Origin of the sequence: Flavobacterium piscinae (assembly GCF_004122145.1) — a bacterium.
Lineage (GTDB): Bacteria > Bacteroidota > Bacteroidia > Flavobacteriales > Flavobacteriaceae > Flavobacterium > Flavobacterium piscinae.
The window spans coordinates 272,383-289,645 of sequence record NZ_SBKQ01000003.1; the positions used below are offsets into that span (position 1 = coordinate 272,383).

The 17,263-nt window shown below is 34.8% G+C and carries 19 protein-coding genes; 10 read left to right on the forward strand and 9 right to left on the reverse strand.

The features are described 5' to 3' along the window. Positions 1 to 39 precede the first annotated feature (39 nt). Positions 40 to 936 carry a S66 peptidase family protein gene (locus EQG68_RS04130; protein ID WP_129463568.1) on the reverse strand — a complete coding sequence of 299 codons (897 nt, stop codon included), beginning with the start codon at positions 934 to 936 and terminating at the stop codon, positions 40 to 42. A gap of 383 nt (positions 937 to 1,319) precedes the next feature. Between EQG68_RS04130 and metG the strand changes: the two genes are divergently transcribed. Genes metG through EQG68_RS04145 form a run of 3 tightly spaced genes read left to right on the forward strand, consistent with a single transcriptional unit; the run spans position 1,320 to position 4,976 of the window. Then, positions 1,320 to 3,377 (forward strand): methionine--tRNA ligase, encoded by a 2,058-nt coding sequence (gene metG / locus EQG68_RS04135; protein WP_129463515.1) that lies wholly within the window; start codon positions 1,320 to 1,322, stop codon positions 3,375 to 3,377. Positions 3,378 to 3,379: 2 nt separating this feature from the next. Continuing rightward, a complete protein-coding gene (locus tag EQG68_RS04140; RefSeq protein WP_129463516.1) occupies positions 3,380 to 4,069 on the forward strand; it encodes an HAD family hydrolase in 690 nt (229 codons plus the stop codon). Between the two features lies 1 nt (position 4,070). After that, complete coding sequence (locus EQG68_RS04145; protein ID WP_129463517.1) at positions 4,071 to 4,976, forward strand: histone deacetylase family protein; 906 nt, start codon at positions 4,071 to 4,073, stop codon at positions 4,974 to 4,976. On the opposite strand, the gene EQG68_RS04150 is transcribed toward EQG68_RS04145, so the two are convergent. The 4 genes from EQG68_RS04150 to EQG68_RS04165 all read right to left on the reverse strand — a co-directional run bounded on the left by EQG68_RS04150 (position 4,969) and on the right by EQG68_RS04165 (position 6,837). After that, the gene (locus EQG68_RS04150; protein WP_129463518.1) at positions 4,969 to 5,442 is read right to left on the reverse strand and encodes a hypothetical protein; all 474 of its coding nucleotides are present in this window, start codon (positions 5,440 to 5,442) and stop codon (positions 4,969 to 4,971) included. The two genes, EQG68_RS04145 and EQG68_RS04150, sit on opposite strands and share 8 nt — an antisense overlap. Before the next feature lie 184 nt (positions 5,443 to 5,626). Continuing rightward, positions 5,627 to 6,079 carry an HRDC domain-containing protein gene (locus tag EQG68_RS04155; RefSeq protein WP_129463519.1) on the reverse strand — a complete coding sequence of 151 codons (453 nt, stop codon included), beginning with the start codon at positions 6,077 to 6,079 and terminating at the stop codon, positions 5,627 to 5,629. 18 nt (positions 6,080 to 6,097) lie between these two features. Next, positions 6,098 to 6,424: a single-stranded DNA-binding protein gene (locus tag EQG68_RS04160; RefSeq protein ID WP_129463520.1), complete on the reverse strand. Its 327-nt coding sequence runs from the start codon at positions 6,422 to 6,424 to the stop codon at positions 6,098 to 6,100. A gap of 83 nt (positions 6,425 to 6,507) precedes the next feature. Further along, positions 6,508 to 6,837: a single-stranded DNA-binding protein gene (locus EQG68_RS04165; RefSeq protein ID WP_129463521.1), complete on the reverse strand. Its 330-nt coding sequence runs from the start codon at positions 6,835 to 6,837 to the stop codon at positions 6,508 to 6,510. A 180-nt stretch (positions 6,838 to 7,017) separates the two neighbouring features. Here EQG68_RS04165 and EQG68_RS04170 point away from each other — a divergent pair, with 180 nt between their 5' ends. The 6 genes from EQG68_RS04170 to EQG68_RS04195 are packed head-to-tail and all read left to right on the forward strand — an operon-like array spanning position 7,018 to position 13,694. Continuing rightward, positions 7,018 to 8,544, forward strand: a complete 1,527-nt coding sequence (locus EQG68_RS04170; RefSeq protein ID WP_129463522.1) for a bifunctional GNAT family N-acetyltransferase/carbon-nitrogen hydrolase family protein — start codon at positions 7,018 to 7,020, stop codon at positions 8,542 to 8,544. A 1-nt stretch (position 8,545) separates the two neighbouring features. After that, the gene (locus EQG68_RS04175; RefSeq protein WP_129463523.1) at positions 8,546 to 9,118 is read left to right on the forward strand and encodes a hypothetical protein; all 573 of its coding nucleotides are present in this window, start codon (positions 8,546 to 8,548) and stop codon (positions 9,116 to 9,118) included. Between the two features lie 4 nt (positions 9,119 to 9,122). Next, positions 9,123 to 9,473, forward strand: a complete 351-nt coding sequence (locus EQG68_RS04180) for a hypothetical protein (protein ID WP_129463524.1) — start codon at positions 9,123 to 9,125, stop codon at positions 9,471 to 9,473. A 25-nt stretch (positions 9,474 to 9,498) separates the two neighbouring features. Beyond that, the gene (locus EQG68_RS04185; RefSeq protein WP_246011634.1) at positions 9,499 to 11,883 is read left to right on the forward strand and encodes a M28 family peptidase; all 2,385 of its coding nucleotides are present in this window, start codon (positions 9,499 to 9,501) and stop codon (positions 11,881 to 11,883) included. Then, a complete protein-coding gene (locus EQG68_RS04190; RefSeq protein WP_129463525.1) occupies positions 11,870 to 12,670 on the forward strand; it encodes an NAD(P)H-binding protein in 801 nt (266 codons plus the stop codon). The genes EQG68_RS04185 and EQG68_RS04190 overlap by 14 nt, the downstream gene beginning before the upstream one ends. Positions 12,671 to 12,698: 28 nt before the next feature. Then, entirely contained in the window at positions 12,699 to 13,694 is a 996-nt protein-coding gene (locus tag EQG68_RS04195) for an NAD(P)H-dependent glycerol-3-phosphate dehydrogenase (protein ID WP_129463526.1), read from the forward strand. Between the two features lie 90 nt (positions 13,695 to 13,784). On the opposite strand, the gene EQG68_RS04200 is transcribed toward EQG68_RS04195, so the two are convergent. The 3 genes from EQG68_RS04200 to EQG68_RS04210 form a co-directional block, all read right to left on the reverse strand. Then, entirely contained in the window at positions 13,785 to 14,192 is a 408-nt protein-coding gene (locus EQG68_RS04200; RefSeq protein ID WP_129463527.1) for a hypothetical protein, read from the reverse strand. Between the two features lie 82 nt (positions 14,193 to 14,274). Beyond that, positions 14,275 to 15,294 carry a phenylalanine--tRNA ligase subunit alpha gene (gene pheS / locus EQG68_RS04205; RefSeq protein WP_129463528.1) on the reverse strand — a complete coding sequence of 340 codons (1,020 nt, stop codon included), beginning with the start codon at positions 15,292 to 15,294 and terminating at the stop codon, positions 14,275 to 14,277. A gap of 82 nt (positions 15,295 to 15,376) precedes the next feature. Then, positions 15,377 to 15,733: a hypothetical protein gene (locus EQG68_RS04210; RefSeq protein WP_129463529.1), complete on the reverse strand. Its 357-nt coding sequence runs from the start codon at positions 15,731 to 15,733 to the stop codon at positions 15,377 to 15,379. A 255-nt stretch (positions 15,734 to 15,988) separates the two neighbouring features. Here EQG68_RS04210 and EQG68_RS04215 point away from each other — a divergent pair, with 255 nt between their 5' ends. After that, positions 15,989 to 16,507, forward strand: coding sequence for a CvpA family protein (locus tag EQG68_RS04215; RefSeq protein WP_129463530.1), 519 nt, complete (start codon positions 15,989 to 15,991; stop codon positions 16,505 to 16,507). Here EQG68_RS04215 and EQG68_RS04220 read toward each other — a convergent pair. Further along, the gene (locus EQG68_RS04220; RefSeq protein ID WP_129463531.1) at positions 16,491 to 17,234 is read right to left on the reverse strand and encodes a tetratricopeptide repeat protein; all 744 of its coding nucleotides are present in this window, start codon (positions 17,232 to 17,234) and stop codon (positions 16,491 to 16,493) included. The genes EQG68_RS04215 and EQG68_RS04220 overlap by 17 nt on opposite strands. Positions 17,235 to 17,263 lie beyond the last annotated feature (29 nt).

The window sequence follows — 17,263 nt, forward strand, 5'->3', positions numbered from 1 at the left end:
ATTTATGAAATGATTCCTAATAGATAATTATCATAATTATTAATCAAACTTCAAACTAGTTCCATTTTCTGAAACTTCCAACGTCACTTGCCTCCCAAAAACCAACGCTCGGTTATCCGGAATGTGACCTGCCGGAAAATTATAAACGATTGGAATATTATATTTTTGGGTAATATCTTGAATAATTTCTAAGGCATTTTTGCCCCACGGAATTTCATTGTCGTTCATTTTGGTCATGCTACCTACTACAATTCCTTTCAAACTTTCTAAACAACCGTTGCGTTTGAGGTTCATCAGCATACGATCGATGTGGTATAAATATTCGTCTAAATCCTCTAAAAATAATATTTTATCGGTGCAATCTATCGCTGAAACCGATCCAAACAAACTGTATAAAATGGAAAGATTGCCACCCACCAATTCGCCTTTTGCTTTACCCAACTTATTCATTTTATCATACGGAATGGAATACGAAAGGCTTTCGCCAAACAAGGCTTTGCGTAAGCTTTCTTTGGCTTCGGGTGTGGCTCTTGGAATATTAACCGGCATCATGCCGTGAATAGATTGAAAACCTAGCGTATTCAAATGGCTATGTAAAACCGTAACATCGCTAAATCCAATAACCCATTTTGGATTTTTCTTAAACGCAGAAAAATCAATCAAATCAACCATCCGAACGGTTCCGTAACCGCCACGAACACACCAGATGGCTTTTACATTGGGGTTATTTATTTGCGTTTGAAAATCCTTGGCTCGGTCTTCGTCCGTTCCGGCTAATTGATCATTATCTAACCCGATGGAAGAACCGATTACGGTTTTTAAACCCCAATTTTCCAAAAATTCTTGGGCCAATTTTAAATCGTCATTAAGGTGTTTTCTGGCGGTGGCAACAATGGCAACCGTGTCGCCTTTTTGTAAATACGGTGGAGTGATCATTTTTTTGTCCATTTGAGCATTGGTGGTGAAAAAAAGTGAAAGGAATAAAAGGGTTAAAACGTTTTTCATGTTCACCGGTTTTCTTTTAACAAATAAACAAATTATCCTTTGTTTTAGCAAGTTGATTTGTTTTGAAATGATTTATTGCACGAATGTATAGCCCGGATAGCAGTGGAAACCCCGCAGGACTGAAAGCTAATTTTTCTTTGCTTTTTGGGGCGACAAACGGAAGCCACAGAAAAGCAGTAGAAAAATAGCTTGTAGGCCGAGGAGTTGTAACGAATAGCCGGATTAGCTTCTGATAAAAATAAATTGTATTCTGTGTGAAATTGACATCGTGTCTCTGCGATAAAAAACTTATTTTTGCATACAATTTCGAAATTATGATAGAAAATCCGAAAAGATATACGATTACGGCGGCTTTGCCTTATACGAACGGCCCAATTCACATTGGACATTTGGCGGGCGTTTATGTTCCGTCTGATATTTATGCCCGCTATTTGCGTTTGCAAGGAAAAGATGTGGCGTTTATTTGCGGTAGCGATGAACACGGCGTGGCGATTTCGATGAAAGCCAAAAAAGAAGGAATTACCCCGCAAGAAGTGATTGATAAATACGATGGAATTATTCGAAAATCATTTGCAGATTTTGGGATTTCGTTTGATAATTATTCGCGGACTTCGGCTAAAATTCACCATGAAACGGCATCTGCTTTTTTTAGAAAATTGTATGAGAACGGCGATTTTATTGAAGAAGTCACTGAACAATTGTTTGACGAGCAAGCTCAGCAGTTTTTGGCCGATCGATTTGTGATGGGAACGTGTCCGAAATGCGGCAACGAAGAAGCGTATGGAGACCAATGTGAAAAATGTGGTTCAACGTTGAATGCAACGGATTTAATCAATCCAAAATCAACGATAACCGGAACAACTCCGGTGAAAAAAGAAACCAAACACTGGTTTTTACCATTGAATCGCTACGAAGCTTTTTTACGGGAATGGATTTTAGAAGGCCATAAAAACGACTGGAAACCCAATGTTTACGGACAAGTAAAATCGTGGGTGGATGGTGGTTTAGAGCCAAGAGCCGTAACGCGAGATTTGGATTGGGGAATTGATGTTCCGGTAGAAGGTGCCGAAGGCAAAAAGTTATACGTATGGTTTGATGCTCCTATTGGTTATATTTCTTCTACCAAAGAATGGGCAGCGAGAGAAGGCAAGGATTGGGAGCCGTATTGGAAAGATGCCGACACGAAATTGGTTCATTTTATAGGAAAAGATAACATCGTTTTTCATTGTATCATTTTCCCGGCGATGTTAAAAGCCGAAGGCAGTTTCATTTTGCCTGATAATGTTCCGGCGAATGAATTTTTGAATTTGGAAGGCAATAAATTATCGACTTCTAAAAATTGGGCGGTTTGGTTACACGAATATTTGATTGATTTCCCGGATAAACAAGATGTTTTGCGTTATGCTTTGACAGCAAATGCTCCTGAAACAAAAGACAATGACTTCACTTGGAAGGATTTTCAAGCTAGAAACAATAATGAATTGGCTGCTATTTATGGGAATTTTATCAACCGAGTGGTGGTGTTGACGAATAAATATTATGATGGAATTGTGCCTCAACCGAATGAATTTTCGGAAGTGGATGAGCAAACCTTGGCAGAATTAAAAGCCTATCCGGCCGTGATTGCTTCATCTATTGAACGGTACCGATTTAGAGAAGCATTAGGTGAATTGATGAATGTAGCTCGTTTAGGAAACAAATATTTAGCTGACGAAGAACCTTGGAAAATGGTAAAAACCGATCCGGAACGGGTGAAAACACAAATGTATGTGGCATTGCAAATTGCCACCGCGTTGGGAATTTTATCGGAACCGTTTTTGCCGTTTACCACAAAAAAAATGATCACTATTTTAAAAAATGATTTGATTAGTTGGGAAAAAGTTTCCAAATCATCCGAATTAGTGCAACCCGGTCACAAAATTGGTCAGGCAGAAATATTGTTTGCCCAAATTGAAGATGCTGAAATCCAAAAACAAATCGACAAATTAGAAGCCACTAAAACCGCAAATAAAATGGAAAACAAAACGGTTGAACCCCAAAAAGAAACTGCAACATTTGAAGATTTTTCGAAATTGGACTTGCGTGTCGGAACGATTTTGGAAGCTGAAAAAATGCCCAAAGCCAATAAATTATTGGTCTTAAAAGTAGATACCGGCATTGATGTTCGTACCATTGTTTCGGGAATTGCAGAGCATTTTTCTCCTGAAGAAGTGGTAGGAAAACGTGTGACTGTTTTAGTAAATTTAGCCCCAAGAGCTTTACGTGGAGTAGAAAGCCAAGGCATGATTTTAATGACCAACAACGCAGAAGGAAAATTGGTTTTTGTGAATCCGGATGCGGATGGAGTGGATAATGGGGCGTTGATATCTTAATGATGAAAAAACAACCCACCATCATCGCCTTTGACGCCGACGACACTCTATGGCACAACGAACCTTATTTTGACGAGGCTCAAGAACGTTTTTGCGAATTATTTCAGGACTTTGCTTCCAAACAGGAAATATTGGGTTTGATTTTAAACCATCAGGTGAAGAATTTACCGTTGTATGGATTTGGAATTAAAGCGTTTACGTTGTCTATGATTGATTCGGCTTTGGAATTGACTAACCATTCTATTTCTGGTCAAAATATTGCAAAAGTGATACAGATTGGAAGAGATTTACTTCAAAAACCGGTCGAATTATTACCCGAAGTAGAAGGTGTTTTGCAGCAATTATATGGCAAGTACAAACTAATTATGGCTACCAAAGGCGATTTAAAAGACCAACACCGAAAATTACATGACTCCGGAATTGGTCATTATTTTCACCATATTGAAGTAATGAGTGACAAACAAGAAATCGATTATCAAAAAATGTTAGGCCGTTTGGATTGCAAAGCTGAAGATTTATTGATGATTGGCAATTCTTTAAAATCAGATGTATTACCGATTTTGAACATTGGTGGTCATGCGGTTCATATTCCGTATCATACTACGTGGGAATACGAGAAAATTGATTTTGAAATAAATCATCCGAATTTTAAAGCCTTTTCATCGCTACAAGAAGTGCTGACACTTTTGTAATATGAAACTTCCGATTGCTTTTCATCCCATTTATAAACATCCGTTGCCGGAAGGTCATCGGTTTCCGATGATCAAATATGAATTGTTACCGCAACAATTACTTCATGAAGGAACAGCAGAAAAAGCCGATTTTTTTGAACCGGATGTAGCGAATTTAGATGCTGTTTTAAGTGTTCACAAACGTTCGTATGTGGATGAATTACTGGAATTAAGTTTAGATCCAAGAGCAGCTCGAAAAATTGGTTTTCCTTTATCGGCAGAATTGGTGGAACGAGAACTCCGTATTGCCAATGGAACCATCATTGGAACCCAAAAAGCTTTTGATAACCGAATTGCTTTCAATATTGCAGGAGGAACACATCATGCTTATTCAGACAGAGGCGAAGCCTTTTGTTTGTTGAATGATCAAGCCATTGCGGCTCAACTTCTATTGAATCAAAAATTTGCAAAAAAGATTTTAATCGTAGATTTAGATGTACATCAAGGTAACGGAACAGCGGAGATTTTCCAAGAGAATTCTTCCGTTTTTACTTTTTCTATGCATGGAAAATCGAATTATCCGTTTAAAAAAGAAGTTTCAAATTTAGATATTGCTTTGTTGGATGGTACCAATGATGAAACCTACTTAAAAATTTTAGCTGAAAGTTTACCAAAATTGATTGAACAACAAAAACCTGATTTTATCTTTTATCTCGCTGGTGTTGATATTTTAGCGACCGATAAATTGGGAAAATTATCCTGCACGATTGAAGGCTGTAAAAAAAGAGATGAAATGGTTTTTGAACAGTGTTTGAAACATCAAATTCCCATTCAAGTGAGCATGGGCGGTGGTTATTCTCCTGAAATTAAAACGATAGTTGAAGCCCATGCTAACACGTTTCGAGCGGCAAAAGATTTTTTTAGTTGAAATAAGTCCAATTCGCACCATCGCTGATGATAATGATTGATTTTCCAACAGCATTTGGAGGTAAAATTAAAGGTGCAGCCGTATTTGTATTTGAACTTTTTGAAAAAAACATTCCTCCAAAGGTGTAAAGCTGTGCTTGAATAGTGTTCGAAATATTTCTTAAAACATATATTCGACCCGGCACATTTACGGCATTTGGTAAAATAAATTCTTCATTTCCTGTGGTTGGAGTAAGTGAAATGTAAACCCCGTCATTGATTGGAGTAGCAGAACCTCCTGGACCACCATTTAGTACTGCAGAACCCGGCACGTTTGGATTAACAATACCAATTTCTTTTACATTTAAATTACCGTTAATATCTAAAGTACTTAAAGGAGTAGTCGTATTGATTCCAACTTGCCCTAAGGCACAAAATGAAACCAAAAACAACGGTAATAGGACTAAAAAGGGCCTTAATTTATTCACAGTTTTACTGAATTGAATAATAAAGTTACATAAAAGTTTACTTGTTTTAACATTACGCCTATACACCACTACAACGAAAACGATTTCGTGTTGAAAAGTTTTGGTTTTCAGACCATTCCAAAAACACTAAAATCAAAAAAAGCGGAAGAATTCTCCTCCGCTTTTCAGTAATAAAAAACTAAAATTAACCCACTTGAAGTAACGATAAAATATCGTTCCCATATCGATTGATTTTATGTTGACCAAAACCTTTGATTTTCTTTAAATCATCAATAGAATCCGGACGCATTTTTGCAATAGTCATCAACTCTGAATTATGACAAATCATATACTGTGGTAAACCAAGTTTACTTGAGGTTTCACTTCTCCAATGTTTAAGAGAATTTAATGTGTTTTTTTCCTCTTGTGTTAATTCTTCATAATTCAATACGGCTACTTTTTCGGTTTCATTATTCTCCTTGATTTTCTCTGTTTTTGGTGAATAAAAAACCAAAACCGACCAATAATCAATCATTCCTGTGATAAAGTTTGTGGCTGTTTTTTCAACCGTTACTTCCGTTAAAAATTGATTGATAGCGTCTTGATCGTTCTGCAAGTGCTCCCCACTCACACGAACTCTAAAATGTTTAACTTTCATTATTTGTAGATTGAGCGGTTAAACATTTTTACCCATCAACATAATATCACTCACCACTACTTCTGTGATATATCGCTTATTGCCGTCTTTATCATCATAACTTCTGGTAGAAAGCTTGCCTTCTATCGCAATTTCTTTTCCTTTAGTTACAAACTTTTCAATGATTTCGGCATTTTTATCCCAAGCAACAATACGATGCCATTCGGTTTGCTCTACTTTTTCACCTTTTTTATTGGTGTACGTTTCATTTGTAGCGATGTTTACATTCGCTACTTTTCCTCCTTCAAAAGATTTAACTTCCGGGTCATTTCCAACATGACCGATTAACTGTACTCTGTTTTTCATTGTGTTCATGGCGTATAAAATTTAATAATTAATTAGTATTGATTTTTGTTATTGAAATTGATTTTTGCTATTGAAATTATTTCTTAGTTCATCAAAAGCAATTCGTTGATTACGACTTCGGTTACATAGCGTTTATTGCCTTCTTTATCATCATAACTTCTGGAAGTCAGCTTCCCGGTTAAACCGATTTTTTTTCCTTTGTCGACAAATTTTTCAATGATTTCGGCTGTTTTGCCCCAAGCAACTACATTATGCCATTGGGTTTGTTCTTTTTGATCTCCACTTTTGTTAACAAAAACATCTTTTGTGGCCAATGATAAGGAAGCTACTTTTTTTCCTCCTTCTAAATCTCTGATAACTGGATCTTTTCCTACGTGTCCGATTAACTGTACTTTGTTTTTTAATGCATTCATGGCGTGTAAAATTTTAAATGGTTTATAAATTATTTTTGTCGTTGTTTGGTTTCGACGATGCAAAGATTTAATGGTTCGCAAAATTTATTCGGTATAAAATCATTTACTTTCGGTTGTAAATATTTGTAAGCGTTTGTAAACGGAAAATATTTTTTGTATCTTGCAGAAAAACAAAACTATATGCACGAAACAATTAAGAAGATTGAATTACGAAATTTACAGATTGACGATTACAAAGAATTGAAAAACTCGATGATGGAGGCCTATAGCGAGCTTGAAAACTCCTATTGGAAAGAACATCATATCGAAAAATTACTCGCCATTTTCCCCGAAGGACAATTGGTTGTTTTAGTAGATGGAAAGGTAGTGGGTTCCGCACTTTCATTGATCATTGATTATAGAAAAGTGATTGCTAATCACACGTATGCTCAAATCACCGGAAATTATTCTTTTGACACACACAATCCGCAAGGAGAAGTTTTATATGGGATTGATGTGTTTATCCATCCCAAATACAGAGGATTACGTTTAGGGAGACGTTTGTATGATGCCCGAAAAGAATTATGCGAACAATTAAATTTAAAATCCATCATTTTCGCCGGAAGAATTCCAAATTATATTGATTACAAAGAAGAACTTTCGCCTAAACAATACATCGAAAAAGTAAAACAGAAAGAACTGTATGATCCGGTTTTATCTTTTCAAATCAGCAATGATTTTCACGTAAAAAAAATCATGAAAAACTATTTGGTTGGCGATACAAGTTCCAACGAATATGCGGTTTTGATGGAATGGAACAATATTTATTATGACGAAAACCCGAATTTAATCAACCTTAAAAAAAGTGTCATTCGTTTAGGATTGATTCAATGGCAAATGCGTCCGCTCAATAATTTAGAACAACTTTTTGAACAAGCCGAATTTTTTATCGATGTGGTTTCCGGATACGGTAGTGATTTTGCTCTTTTCCCGGAATTATTTACCGCACCGTTGATGGCCGATTACAATCATCTTTCCGAAGCTGATGCGATACGTGAACTAGCCAAACATTCTGAACCCATTCGAAAAAGATTTCAAGAATATGCCATATCCTATAACATCAACATCATTACTGGAAGTATGCCGTACATGGAAAATGGTATTTTATACAATGTTGGGTTTTTGTGTAAACGAGACGGAACCAGCGAAATGTACACCAAAATTCACATCACACCCAATGAATCATTGCATTGGGGGATGAAAGGCGGTTCACAAATCAAAACCTTCGATACGGATTGCGGAAAAATAGGAATCATGATTTGTTATGATGTAGAGTTTCCTGAATTATCGCGTTTAATGGCTGATGAAGGTATGAACATTCTTTTTGTTCCGTTTTTAACTGATACGCAAAATGGTTACACACGTGTGAAACATTGTGCTCAATCAAGGGCCATTGAAAACGAATGTTATGTAGCCATTGCCGGTTGTGTGGGGAACTTACCTAAGGTAAACAACATGGATATTCAATATGCTCAGTCGGCAGTTTTTACTCCTTCTGACTTTGCTTTCCCAAGCAATGGAATCAAAGCGGAAGCGACTCCTAACACTGAAATGACCTTGATTGTAGATGTTGATTTAGATTTACTGAAACAATTACACGAATTTGGAACGGTTCGGATTTTGAAAGATAGAAGACATGATTTATATAATATTAAGAAATTGAAATAGTATGAAAGAGTCTTTCAAAATAGTGTTAATATTATTGGTTTTTATGATTAGTTGTAATTCAAAAAATGAAGAACAACAAATAATTGTTAACCCTGAATTGAGGAAAAATGAAGTTCATATTTCTGAAAAAGATACTATTAAAAATGAACTTAAATCAATCAGAAAAGTTATCGTTTTGCAATGTTCAAACGGTTATGGTCACAATGATTTTAATAGAACTATTGAATCTGAAATTAGTAAAAAAGAAGGTTTTACTATCGTTCCTTTTCCAAATAAAAAACTAGTAGGAGTCACTTTTCAAGGAGTTTATGACAAAAAATATTGTATTCCAATAATAGAAAAACTAGATGTTGATTACATAATTATGACAAGATTTCTAGGGAATATAGAGGAAGCGGTTGAAATCATTGACGGAAATTTTATCTGGGGATATGAAATTAAGATTTTAAATGTAAAAAGTATGAATCAAAAAATTTCAATTAGAAAAGACAACTTAGAAGAATACCAAGATATTATAACTGATATCGAAAGAAAAGGTAAAAATTTACTTAATGACATTGAAAATTTAAAATGAAATTATGACAAAAAACTGTTTAGAATGTGGTGAAAAAATCATCGGTCGCGAAGACAAAAAGTTTTGCAGCGACGGTTGTAGAAATGCCTACAATAACAAAATGAACAAAGACAGCAATAATTTGATGCGAAACATCAACAACAAGTTGCGGAAAAATTACCGTATTTTATGTGAATTAAATGGGGAAGGAAAAAGTAAAACCACCAAATCAAAATTACTCAGTAAAGGTTTTGATTTTGAATTTTTTACTTCCATTTTACATACCAAAACCGGCAATACCTATTATTTTTTGTATGATCAAGGTTATATGGCATTGGAAAATGACTATTTCATGTTAGTCAAAAGAGACCACTAAACAACCACAACAAACAAACTAAATCATGAAAAAAAACTACGTTTCGCTATTAATTTCCATTTTAGTTGTGGGAATTATTTGGTTGATTTTTCACCGAATGATGCCCTCTGATTATTCAAAAGGGAATGTGCCACTTTCAGAATTCTCAACTGAAAGAGCTTTAAAACATGTGAAAGAAATTTCAAAAGAACCGCATTATGTGGGATCTCCATACCATCAAAATGTTATTAATTATTTAGAAAGTGAGTTAAAAAAATTAGGGCTTGCACCACAAATTCAAAAAAGTACCATTCTGAGCAAATGGAATAATTTAGTGGAAACACAAAATATTGTTGCCAAAATAAAAGGTTTCGATTCATCAAAATCACTTTTGTTACTCACTCACTTTGACAGTGCTCCGCACACCAAATCGTACGGTGCGAGCGATGATGCCAATGGTTTAGGCGTTATTTTAGAAGGAATCAGAACCTATTTACATACGAACAAAACACCAAAAAATGATATTATCATAGTGTTTTCAGATGCAGAAGAATTGGGTTTAAACGGTGCTTATGCTTTTGCTTCTGAACATCCATTAGCTAAAGAAGTCGGTTTAGTCATCAATTTTGAAGCCCGTGGAACTGCCGGACCGTCTATGATGTTGGCAGAAACCAACGGGGGAAATGCTAATTTGATTAAAACCTTTAGTGAAGCCAATCCAAAATATCCGGTTTCCAATTCGTTGATGTACAGTATTTATAAAATGTTGCCCAACGATACCGATTTAACCGCCTTTCGTGAAAAAGCCGATATTCCGGGATTCAATTTTGCTTTTATTGATGATCATTTTGACTATCATACGGTTCAAGATAATTTTGAAAACATTACACCCGAATCCATTGAACATCAAGCAACCTATTTAATGCCGCTTTTAACTTATTATGCCAATGCAGATTTAAATAAATTAAAAACAGATGAAGAGCATGTTTATTTTAGTTCATCGATTGGATTCTTTCATTATCCTTTTTCATGGAATTTTCCGCTTGTAATTGTGGCATTTGTACTTTTTCTTGGCATTGTTACCATTGGATTAGGAAAACATTTATTGGATTTTAAAGAAGTGATACGCGGATTTGTTCCTTTATTGTTATCGATTATTATTGTTGGATTAGTTACATTTTTTGGGTGGGAAATGATTTTATCACTGTATCCACAGTACCAAGATATGCTCCATAAATTTACTTATAACGGACATAGTTATATTGCTGCATTTGTTTTATTATCAATAGCCATCTGTTTTTGGGTGTATGCGAAATTTACCAAAAGTAAATTAGTGCCAAGTCATTTTGTAGCTCCTGTATTTTTGTGGTTCATCATCAATTTTTTAATTTGTTTCTATTTAAAAGGAGCGGCATTTTTTATTTTCCCTGCCTATTTTGCCGTTTTTACACTTGCTTTTTTTGTCTTTAAAGAAAAATCAAATCCATTTATAAATGTAGCTTTTAGCATTCCGGCTTTGCTAATTTTTATTCCGTTTATTCAATTATTACCAATTGGTTTGGGATTAAAAATGCTGGCCGGAAGTGCCGTTTTAGTTGTGCTGACCTTTACGCTTTTGCTCCCTGTTTTTGGTAATTATTCAATGAAAGTCGGTTGGGGAACTTTTTTATTTATCATTTCCATCGGGTTTTTTATCAAAGCTCATTTTGATGGAAAATTTGAAAAAGGGAAAGGAAAACCCAACAGCCTTCTTTACGTTTATAATGCCGATAAAGACCAAGCCAATTGGGCAACGTATGATAAAGTGTTGGATAATTGGACCAAAAATTATCTAGGCGAAAAACCTAATTTAGACATTAGTTTAAATCAACACGGACTATCCAGCAAATACAATTCAGGTTATAGTTATTCCGCTGAAGCTCCAAAGAAAAACATACCCCAACCTACCTTTACTTTTCTAAGAGATACAGTAGTGGGCAATCAACGGGCATTAACAATTAGAATTGATGCTAATAGAAACGTTAACCGCATGGATGTTTTTGCTCCTGAAAAACTCAAAATTCATCATTTAAAAGCCAATGGCATCAAAAACATTAACCAAGAAGGAAGTCTTTTTAAACGTAAAAAATCCAATGTGCTGAACTATTATCCCATCAATAACAAACCACTCACGTTGAGTTTTCAAATTCATAAAGACGATAAATTGGATTTGGATGTGATGATTTCTTCTTTTGATTTATTGGAAAATCCAAAATTCAGTATTCCGAAACGTCCGGATTCGTTTATTCCAATGCCATTTGTATTAACTGATGCTATTATTGTGAAAAAGAAAATATTTAAATCTGTTCCCAAAAAAGTTCAAATTATCGAAAACATTGAATCAGCCATCGATACATTAATCACTAAAAAAGACACTCTTGAAACAAATTAGTATTTTAGGTTGTGGCTGGCTGGGAATGCCTTTGGCGAAACATTTGCTTCAAAAAGGCTATTCGATAAAAGGTTCAACTACAACGGAGACAAAATTAGAATTACTTCAAAATGAAGGAATTACACCTTTTTTAATTTCGCTTAAAGCGAATGACATCCCGAGTATTCATGATGCTTTTCTGGAAAATTCTGAAATTTTGATCATCAATATTCCACCCGGATTAAGAGGAAGTTCTGGTGAAAGTTTCGTTGCGAAAATGGAGAATTTTGTTCAGTTTGTAGAAAAATCATCGATTAAAAAAGTGATTTTTGTGAGTTCCAATTCGGTTTATGCAGATGAAAATCAAATTGTAACTGAAGAAACAATACCAAATCCGGAAACGGAAAGCGGAAAACAATTGTTTATTGTTGAAAATTTACTTTTACAAAACACTAATTTTCAAACTACAATTCTTCGTTTTGGCGGGTTAATTGGCGAAGACCGTCATCCTATTACTTTTTTAGCGGGAAGAAGTAATCTAGAAAATCCGGAAGCTCCCATCAACTTAATTCATCAAGTGGATTGTATTGAAATCATTCGCATAATTATTGAAAAAGAGGTGTGGAATACAGTTTTTAATGCGGTCGCACCTTTTCATCCCAGTCGAAAAAAATATTACACCAAAAAAGCAGAAGAACTGAATTTAGTTCCGCCTCAATTTAATGAAAATCAACCTTCTGTAGGGAAAACGATTTCGTCAGACAAATTGATAAGGATTTTGAACTATGAATTTAAAAATTTAGGTTAAATTTACCTTTGCAAACTAAACTAATACAATGAACAATTCTCAAAAATTTGCAGTTATTGGTGGCGGAAGTTGGGCTACAGCCATAGCAAAAATGTTGTGTGTTAACCAATCGGAAATTTGTTGGTACATGCGAAATCAAAACGCTATTGACCATCTGAAAACTGAAAAGCATAATCCGAATTACTTGAGTTCAGTTGAATTTGATACCAAAAAACTAAAACTCACAACCGACATTAATGAAGCCGTTCGTTATGCAGATATTTTAATTTTCGCCATTCCATCCGCTTTTTTAAATACAGAATTGGAAAAATTAACGGAATCGTTAGATAAAAAAATCATATTTTCAGCTATCAAAGGAATTGTTCCTGAAACCTTTTTGATTGTAGGCGAACATTTTCACAAACAATACAACATTCCATACGAAAACATTGGAGTTATTACCGGTCCGTGTCATGCTGAAGAAGTGGCATTGGAACGTCTTTCCTACTTAACCATTGCGTGTGCCGATGCGTCAAAAGCCAAAATTGTGGCCAAAAATTTAAACAGCAATTACATCAAAACCAAAATTTCAGACGACATTATCGGAACTGAATATGCCGCCATGCTCAAAAACATTTATGCGATTGCGGCCGGAATGGCTCATGGTTTGGGTTATGGGGATAATTTTCAAGCCTTGTTGATGAGTAATGCCGTTCGGGAGATGAAAAAGTTCATTCGAAAAGTGCATAAAATGAAACGAAACATCAATGATTCTGCTTATTTAGGTGATTTATTGGTAACCGGTTATTCTGTTTTTTCTCGAAACAGAATGTTCGGAAACATGATTGGAAAAGGCTACACCGTGAAAAGTGCCATGATGGAAATGAGCATGGTTGCCGAAGGATATTATGCCGTAAAAAGTGCGTACAAACTGAACCTAGACTACCAAGCTAAAACCCCGATTATTGATGCGGTTTATCAAATTCTCTACGAAAGTAAAGACCCGAAAAGTGTGTTTAAAAAGTTGACGGATAAGTTGGATTAATTTATTAAGAAAATAGATTATAGAATAAAGAAAATAGACAAGACACGTATAGCTTTAGTCTATTTTCTATACTCTTTGTTCTATATTCTTTTACTTCACCACCACCCCATTCTTAAACAAAACCGGTACTTCTTCCGTTGCACGTTCGTTGATGGTGTTGGTTCTAAAGGTAAATTTTTTGTCGTATAAAGTATTTCCAATGAAATAGGTTACCATGAATTCATTATTTAAGGCCAAAACACTGGTTTCAATCATTTCAATTTTCACAGCCGAAACTGAGGGAATTTCCATAAAAGCATGACGCAATAAGGACGTTTTTTTCATTTCGCCATTAACCGTACCAAACGCTTTTGAAACGACCATCACGCTGTCTAATTTAAAGTCGCTGTCATTGATGAGATATACATTCCAAACATTATCCATAAAGTCATCGTTCCATTCTTGGATGGCTGCTAAAAAGACGTTTTCTACTTTTGGGATGATAATGTCGGATTTCATGGGATTAACGATTAAAGAATGACGATTTTTGATTGTGGAATTAAATCTGCAATCAAAAATCGTTATTCATAATTCTAAATTCTTATATACTGGTTTTAAATTGCTCCAAAAAGCGAACATCATTTTCATAAAACATACGAATATCGCCAATTTGGTATAAAAGCATGGCAATCCGTTCGATTCCCATACCGAAAGCAAAACCGTTGTATTCATCCGGATTGATGCCACAATTTTTCAACACATTTGGGTCAACCATTCCGCAACCCATGATTTCCAACCATCCGGTTCCTTTGGTGATGCGGTAATCGGTTTCGGTTTTTAAACCCCAATAAATATCTACCTCAGCACTTGGCTCAGTAAAAGGAAAATAAGAAGGTCTCAAACGAATTTTTGACTTTCCGAACATTTCTTTGGTGAAATATAAAAGTGTTTGCTTTAAGTCAGCAAACGAAACATCTTTATCAATATACAAACCTTCCACTTGGTGGAAAATACAGTGTGAACGCGAAGAAACGGCTTCATTACGGAAAACCCTTCCCGGAGAAATCGTACGAATAGGTGGCTTGTTATTTTCCATATACCGCACCTGAACCGAAGATGTATGCGTTCGCAACAACACATCAGGATTGGTTTGAATAAAAAACGTGTCTTGCATATCTCTTGCCGGATGGTATTCCGGAAGGTTTAACGCGGTAAAATTATGCCAATCGTCTTCAATTTCAGGACCTTCGGAAACATTGAAACCAATATTTGAAAAGATATCAATAATTTGGTTTTTTACTAATGATATTGGATGACGAGATCCAATTGGAAAAGGCTCCCCCGGACGCGTCAAATCACCAAAAAGGCCAACCGATTCTTCTTTGCTTTCCAACAATTCCTGAATGGATTTTACTTTTTCTTCGGCGGTGTTTTTCAACGTATTGATTACCTGACCAAATTCTTTTTTCTGTTCGTTGGGAACATTCTTAAATTCGGCAAACAGTTCTTTTAAAAGCCCTTTACTTCCCAGGAATTTTATTCTGAATTGTTCAAGAGTTTCTTTATTATCCGTTTGAAAAGCTTGTGCTTCGCCAATGTATTCTTTTATCTTGTCTATCATCGTACGTGCTGTAAAGGTGCAAATTTAGGAAAAAGTTGGGAGTTGGGAGTTGAGACTTGGGAGTTTTTGTAAAAACTGCAAACTATTTAATCAACTCACGCTCCAAAAAATAATGCACAATCGCTTCTTTCATCAAAACCGACTGCTCGCCGGCTTTTAAAGGCGGAAGTTCTTCTTTTACTTTGTAATGTGGCCAACCATCGTTATCGTAAAAATCAAATTCATAATAGCCATACGGTTCGAGTAGGCGACAAATCGCTATATGCATTAAATTTATTTTTTCATCTTTTTTGAAGGTTTGTTTAACCTTGCCCAATTCTTGCACGCCAATAAGATAAATGATGGCATCGAGGTAGAGTTCATCACCATCGGCAAATTGATTGGATAGTATGTTGACAACGTTTTCCCAACGTTCTTTTAATTGTATATCTCTTGACATGATGGAAGATGGAAGTGGGAATATGGAAGAGTTATTTCATCCTTCATCCACTATTTTTAGCAAAGATAAGTTTTTAGTTTAAAACCATTAAAATAAAGACATTTTAGAACACAGATTTAAGAAATAAGAATAATTTATAAAATCAAAACTTAAATTATTTAAACCATTAAGGCATTAAAATGCATTAAGGCTTAATGTAACTTAATATCTTAATGGTTCAAGAAAATCTATTATTTTTGTTTAAATAGAAAAAAAATGGATATTGTAATTGGTATTGTATTGATTATTGGATTGTATTCCGGCATTAAAAACGGTTTGTTTGTTGAAATTGCTTCCATCATTTCATTTATTTTAGGCGTTTTTCTCGCGATTAAATTTTCGTATTTGGCAAAAGGTTTTTTGGAAGGTTTTGTTAGTTGGAATCCTAAAACGATTCAAATTACTGCTTTTGTATTGACCTTAATTTTGGTTGTAATTGGCGTTCATTTGTTGGCAAAAATATTTACAAAAATCGCTGATTTTGCTTTTTTGGGTTGGGTAAATAAATTAGCCGGCGGGATTTTCAGCATTTTAAAAACAGCTTTGTTGATTGGAATTGTGCTGAATTTAGTTCAAAAAATAAACGTAGATAATCAATTGATTTCCAAAGAAAAACAGGAAAAATCACTATTGTATCGCCCTATTGTAGACACGACTGCTTTTATGATGCAAATGGTTACGAATTGGATTGACGATGTAAAAGCAATTTATAAAGAAACTATTTCAACTCCTTAATGGCTTCGCTTAAAATCCAACCTTCGGTTTCATCGGTGAGTTGAATTTTTTTCCAATTGTCAACTGTTTCTAAAACAAAAACTTTTGTGCCTTCGTGAAGAACGAAAGCTTCTGTGGCATTTTCTCTTGGTTCGTTTTTCACTGAAATTATTTGTTCAAACACAATAGCCGGACGTTCGGTTTGATACAAGTTTTTTTCAAAAATAGCCGCTCCAACAGCCATTAAAATCAAAATTGGAACAATAAACATTCCCACAAAAAAAATACGTTTTGCCAAGGTTGTTTGCGAGAAATAATAGCCTATAAAAAACAACAAAAACAAAATGGCTAATCCAATTGAAATATAGGCCCAAGTATTATAGTGAAATAATCCTGTGAAATTACCAAGTATTTTTTCAAAACCTACTTTTTGAACTTCTTTAATATCGTCTATTGTATTGTTTTTTGCGAATTTTAAGTTGTTTTGAATGTCTTTGTCGTTCGGACTAATTAAAAGTGCTTTTTCATAATAATAAATCGCAGGAGCAATTTCGTTTAATTTATAATAACTATTAGCCAAATTAAAATACAAATCGCACGATTCTTTTTTGCCCTTTAAAATACTTTCATACGCATTTATCGCTTCTTGATAATTGCCTTTACGATAGTGTTCGTTTCCTTTATCAAAAACACTCTGAGCCCAAAATGTTTGGGTTAGCAAGAGTAAAATATAGATGATATTTTTCATTTTTCTTTACCGCGAAGTTCACTAAGAAG

What these genes read in the sequence shown, in the direction of transcription:
- EQG68_RS04145 (WP_129463517.1), top strand. Translation starts at nt 4,071, where the DNA reads ATGAAACTTCCGATTGCTTTTCATCCCATTTATAAACATCCGTTGCCG.
- EQG68_RS04215 (WP_129463530.1), top strand. Translation starts at nt 15,989, where the DNA reads ATGGATATTGTAATTGGTATTGTATTGATTATTGGATTGTATTCCGGC.
- EQG68_RS04170 (WP_129463522.1), top strand. Translation starts at nt 7,018, where the DNA reads ATGCACGAAACAATTAAGAAGATTGAATTACGAAATTTACAGATTGAC.
- EQG68_RS04185 (WP_246011634.1), top strand. Translation starts at nt 9,499, where the DNA reads ATGAAAAAAAACTACGTTTCGCTATTAATTTCCATTTTAGTTGTGGGA.
- EQG68_RS04200 (WP_129463527.1), bottom strand. Translation starts at nt 14,192, where the DNA reads ATGAAATCCGACATTATCATCCCAAAAGTAGAAAACGTCTTTTTAGCA.
- EQG68_RS04210 (WP_129463529.1), bottom strand. Translation starts at nt 15,733, where the DNA reads ATGTCAAGAGATATACAATTAAAAGAACGTTGGGAAAACGTTGTCAAC.
- EQG68_RS04180 (WP_129463524.1), top strand. Translation starts at nt 9,123, where the DNA reads ATGACAAAAAACTGTTTAGAATGTGGTGAAAAAATCATCGGTCGCGAA.
- EQG68_RS04195 (WP_129463526.1), top strand. Translation starts at nt 12,699, where the DNA reads ATGAACAATTCTCAAAAATTTGCAGTTATTGGTGGCGGAAGTTGGGCT.
- EQG68_RS04165 (WP_129463521.1), bottom strand. Translation starts at nt 6,837, where the DNA reads ATGAATGCATTAAAAAACAAAGTACAGTTAATCGGACACGTAGGAAAA.
- EQG68_RS04140 (WP_129463516.1), top strand. Translation starts at nt 3,380, where the DNA reads ATGAAAAAACAACCCACCATCATCGCCTTTGACGCCGACGACACTCTA.
- EQG68_RS04155 (WP_129463519.1), bottom strand. Translation starts at nt 6,079, where the DNA reads ATGAAAGTTAAACATTTTAGAGTTCGTGTGAGTGGGGAGCACTTGCAG.
- pheS (WP_129463528.1), bottom strand. Translation starts at nt 15,294, where the DNA reads ATGATAGACAAGATAAAAGAATACATTGGCGAAGCACAAGCTTTTCAA.
- EQG68_RS04130 (WP_129463568.1), bottom strand. Translation starts at nt 936, where the DNA reads ATGATCACTCCACCGTATTTACAAAAAGGCGACACGGTTGCCATTGTT.
- EQG68_RS04160 (WP_129463520.1), bottom strand. Translation starts at nt 6,424, where the DNA reads ATGAAAAACAGAGTACAGTTAATCGGTCATGTTGGAAATGACCCGGAA.
- EQG68_RS04220 (WP_129463531.1), bottom strand. Translation starts at nt 17,234, where the DNA reads ATGAAAAATATCATCTATATTTTACTCTTGCTAACCCAAACATTTTGG.
- EQG68_RS04175 (WP_129463523.1), top strand. Translation starts at nt 8,546, where the DNA reads ATGAAAGAGTCTTTCAAAATAGTGTTAATATTATTGGTTTTTATGATT.
- metG (WP_129463515.1), top strand. Translation starts at nt 1,320, where the DNA reads ATGATAGAAAATCCGAAAAGATATACGATTACGGCGGCTTTGCCTTAT.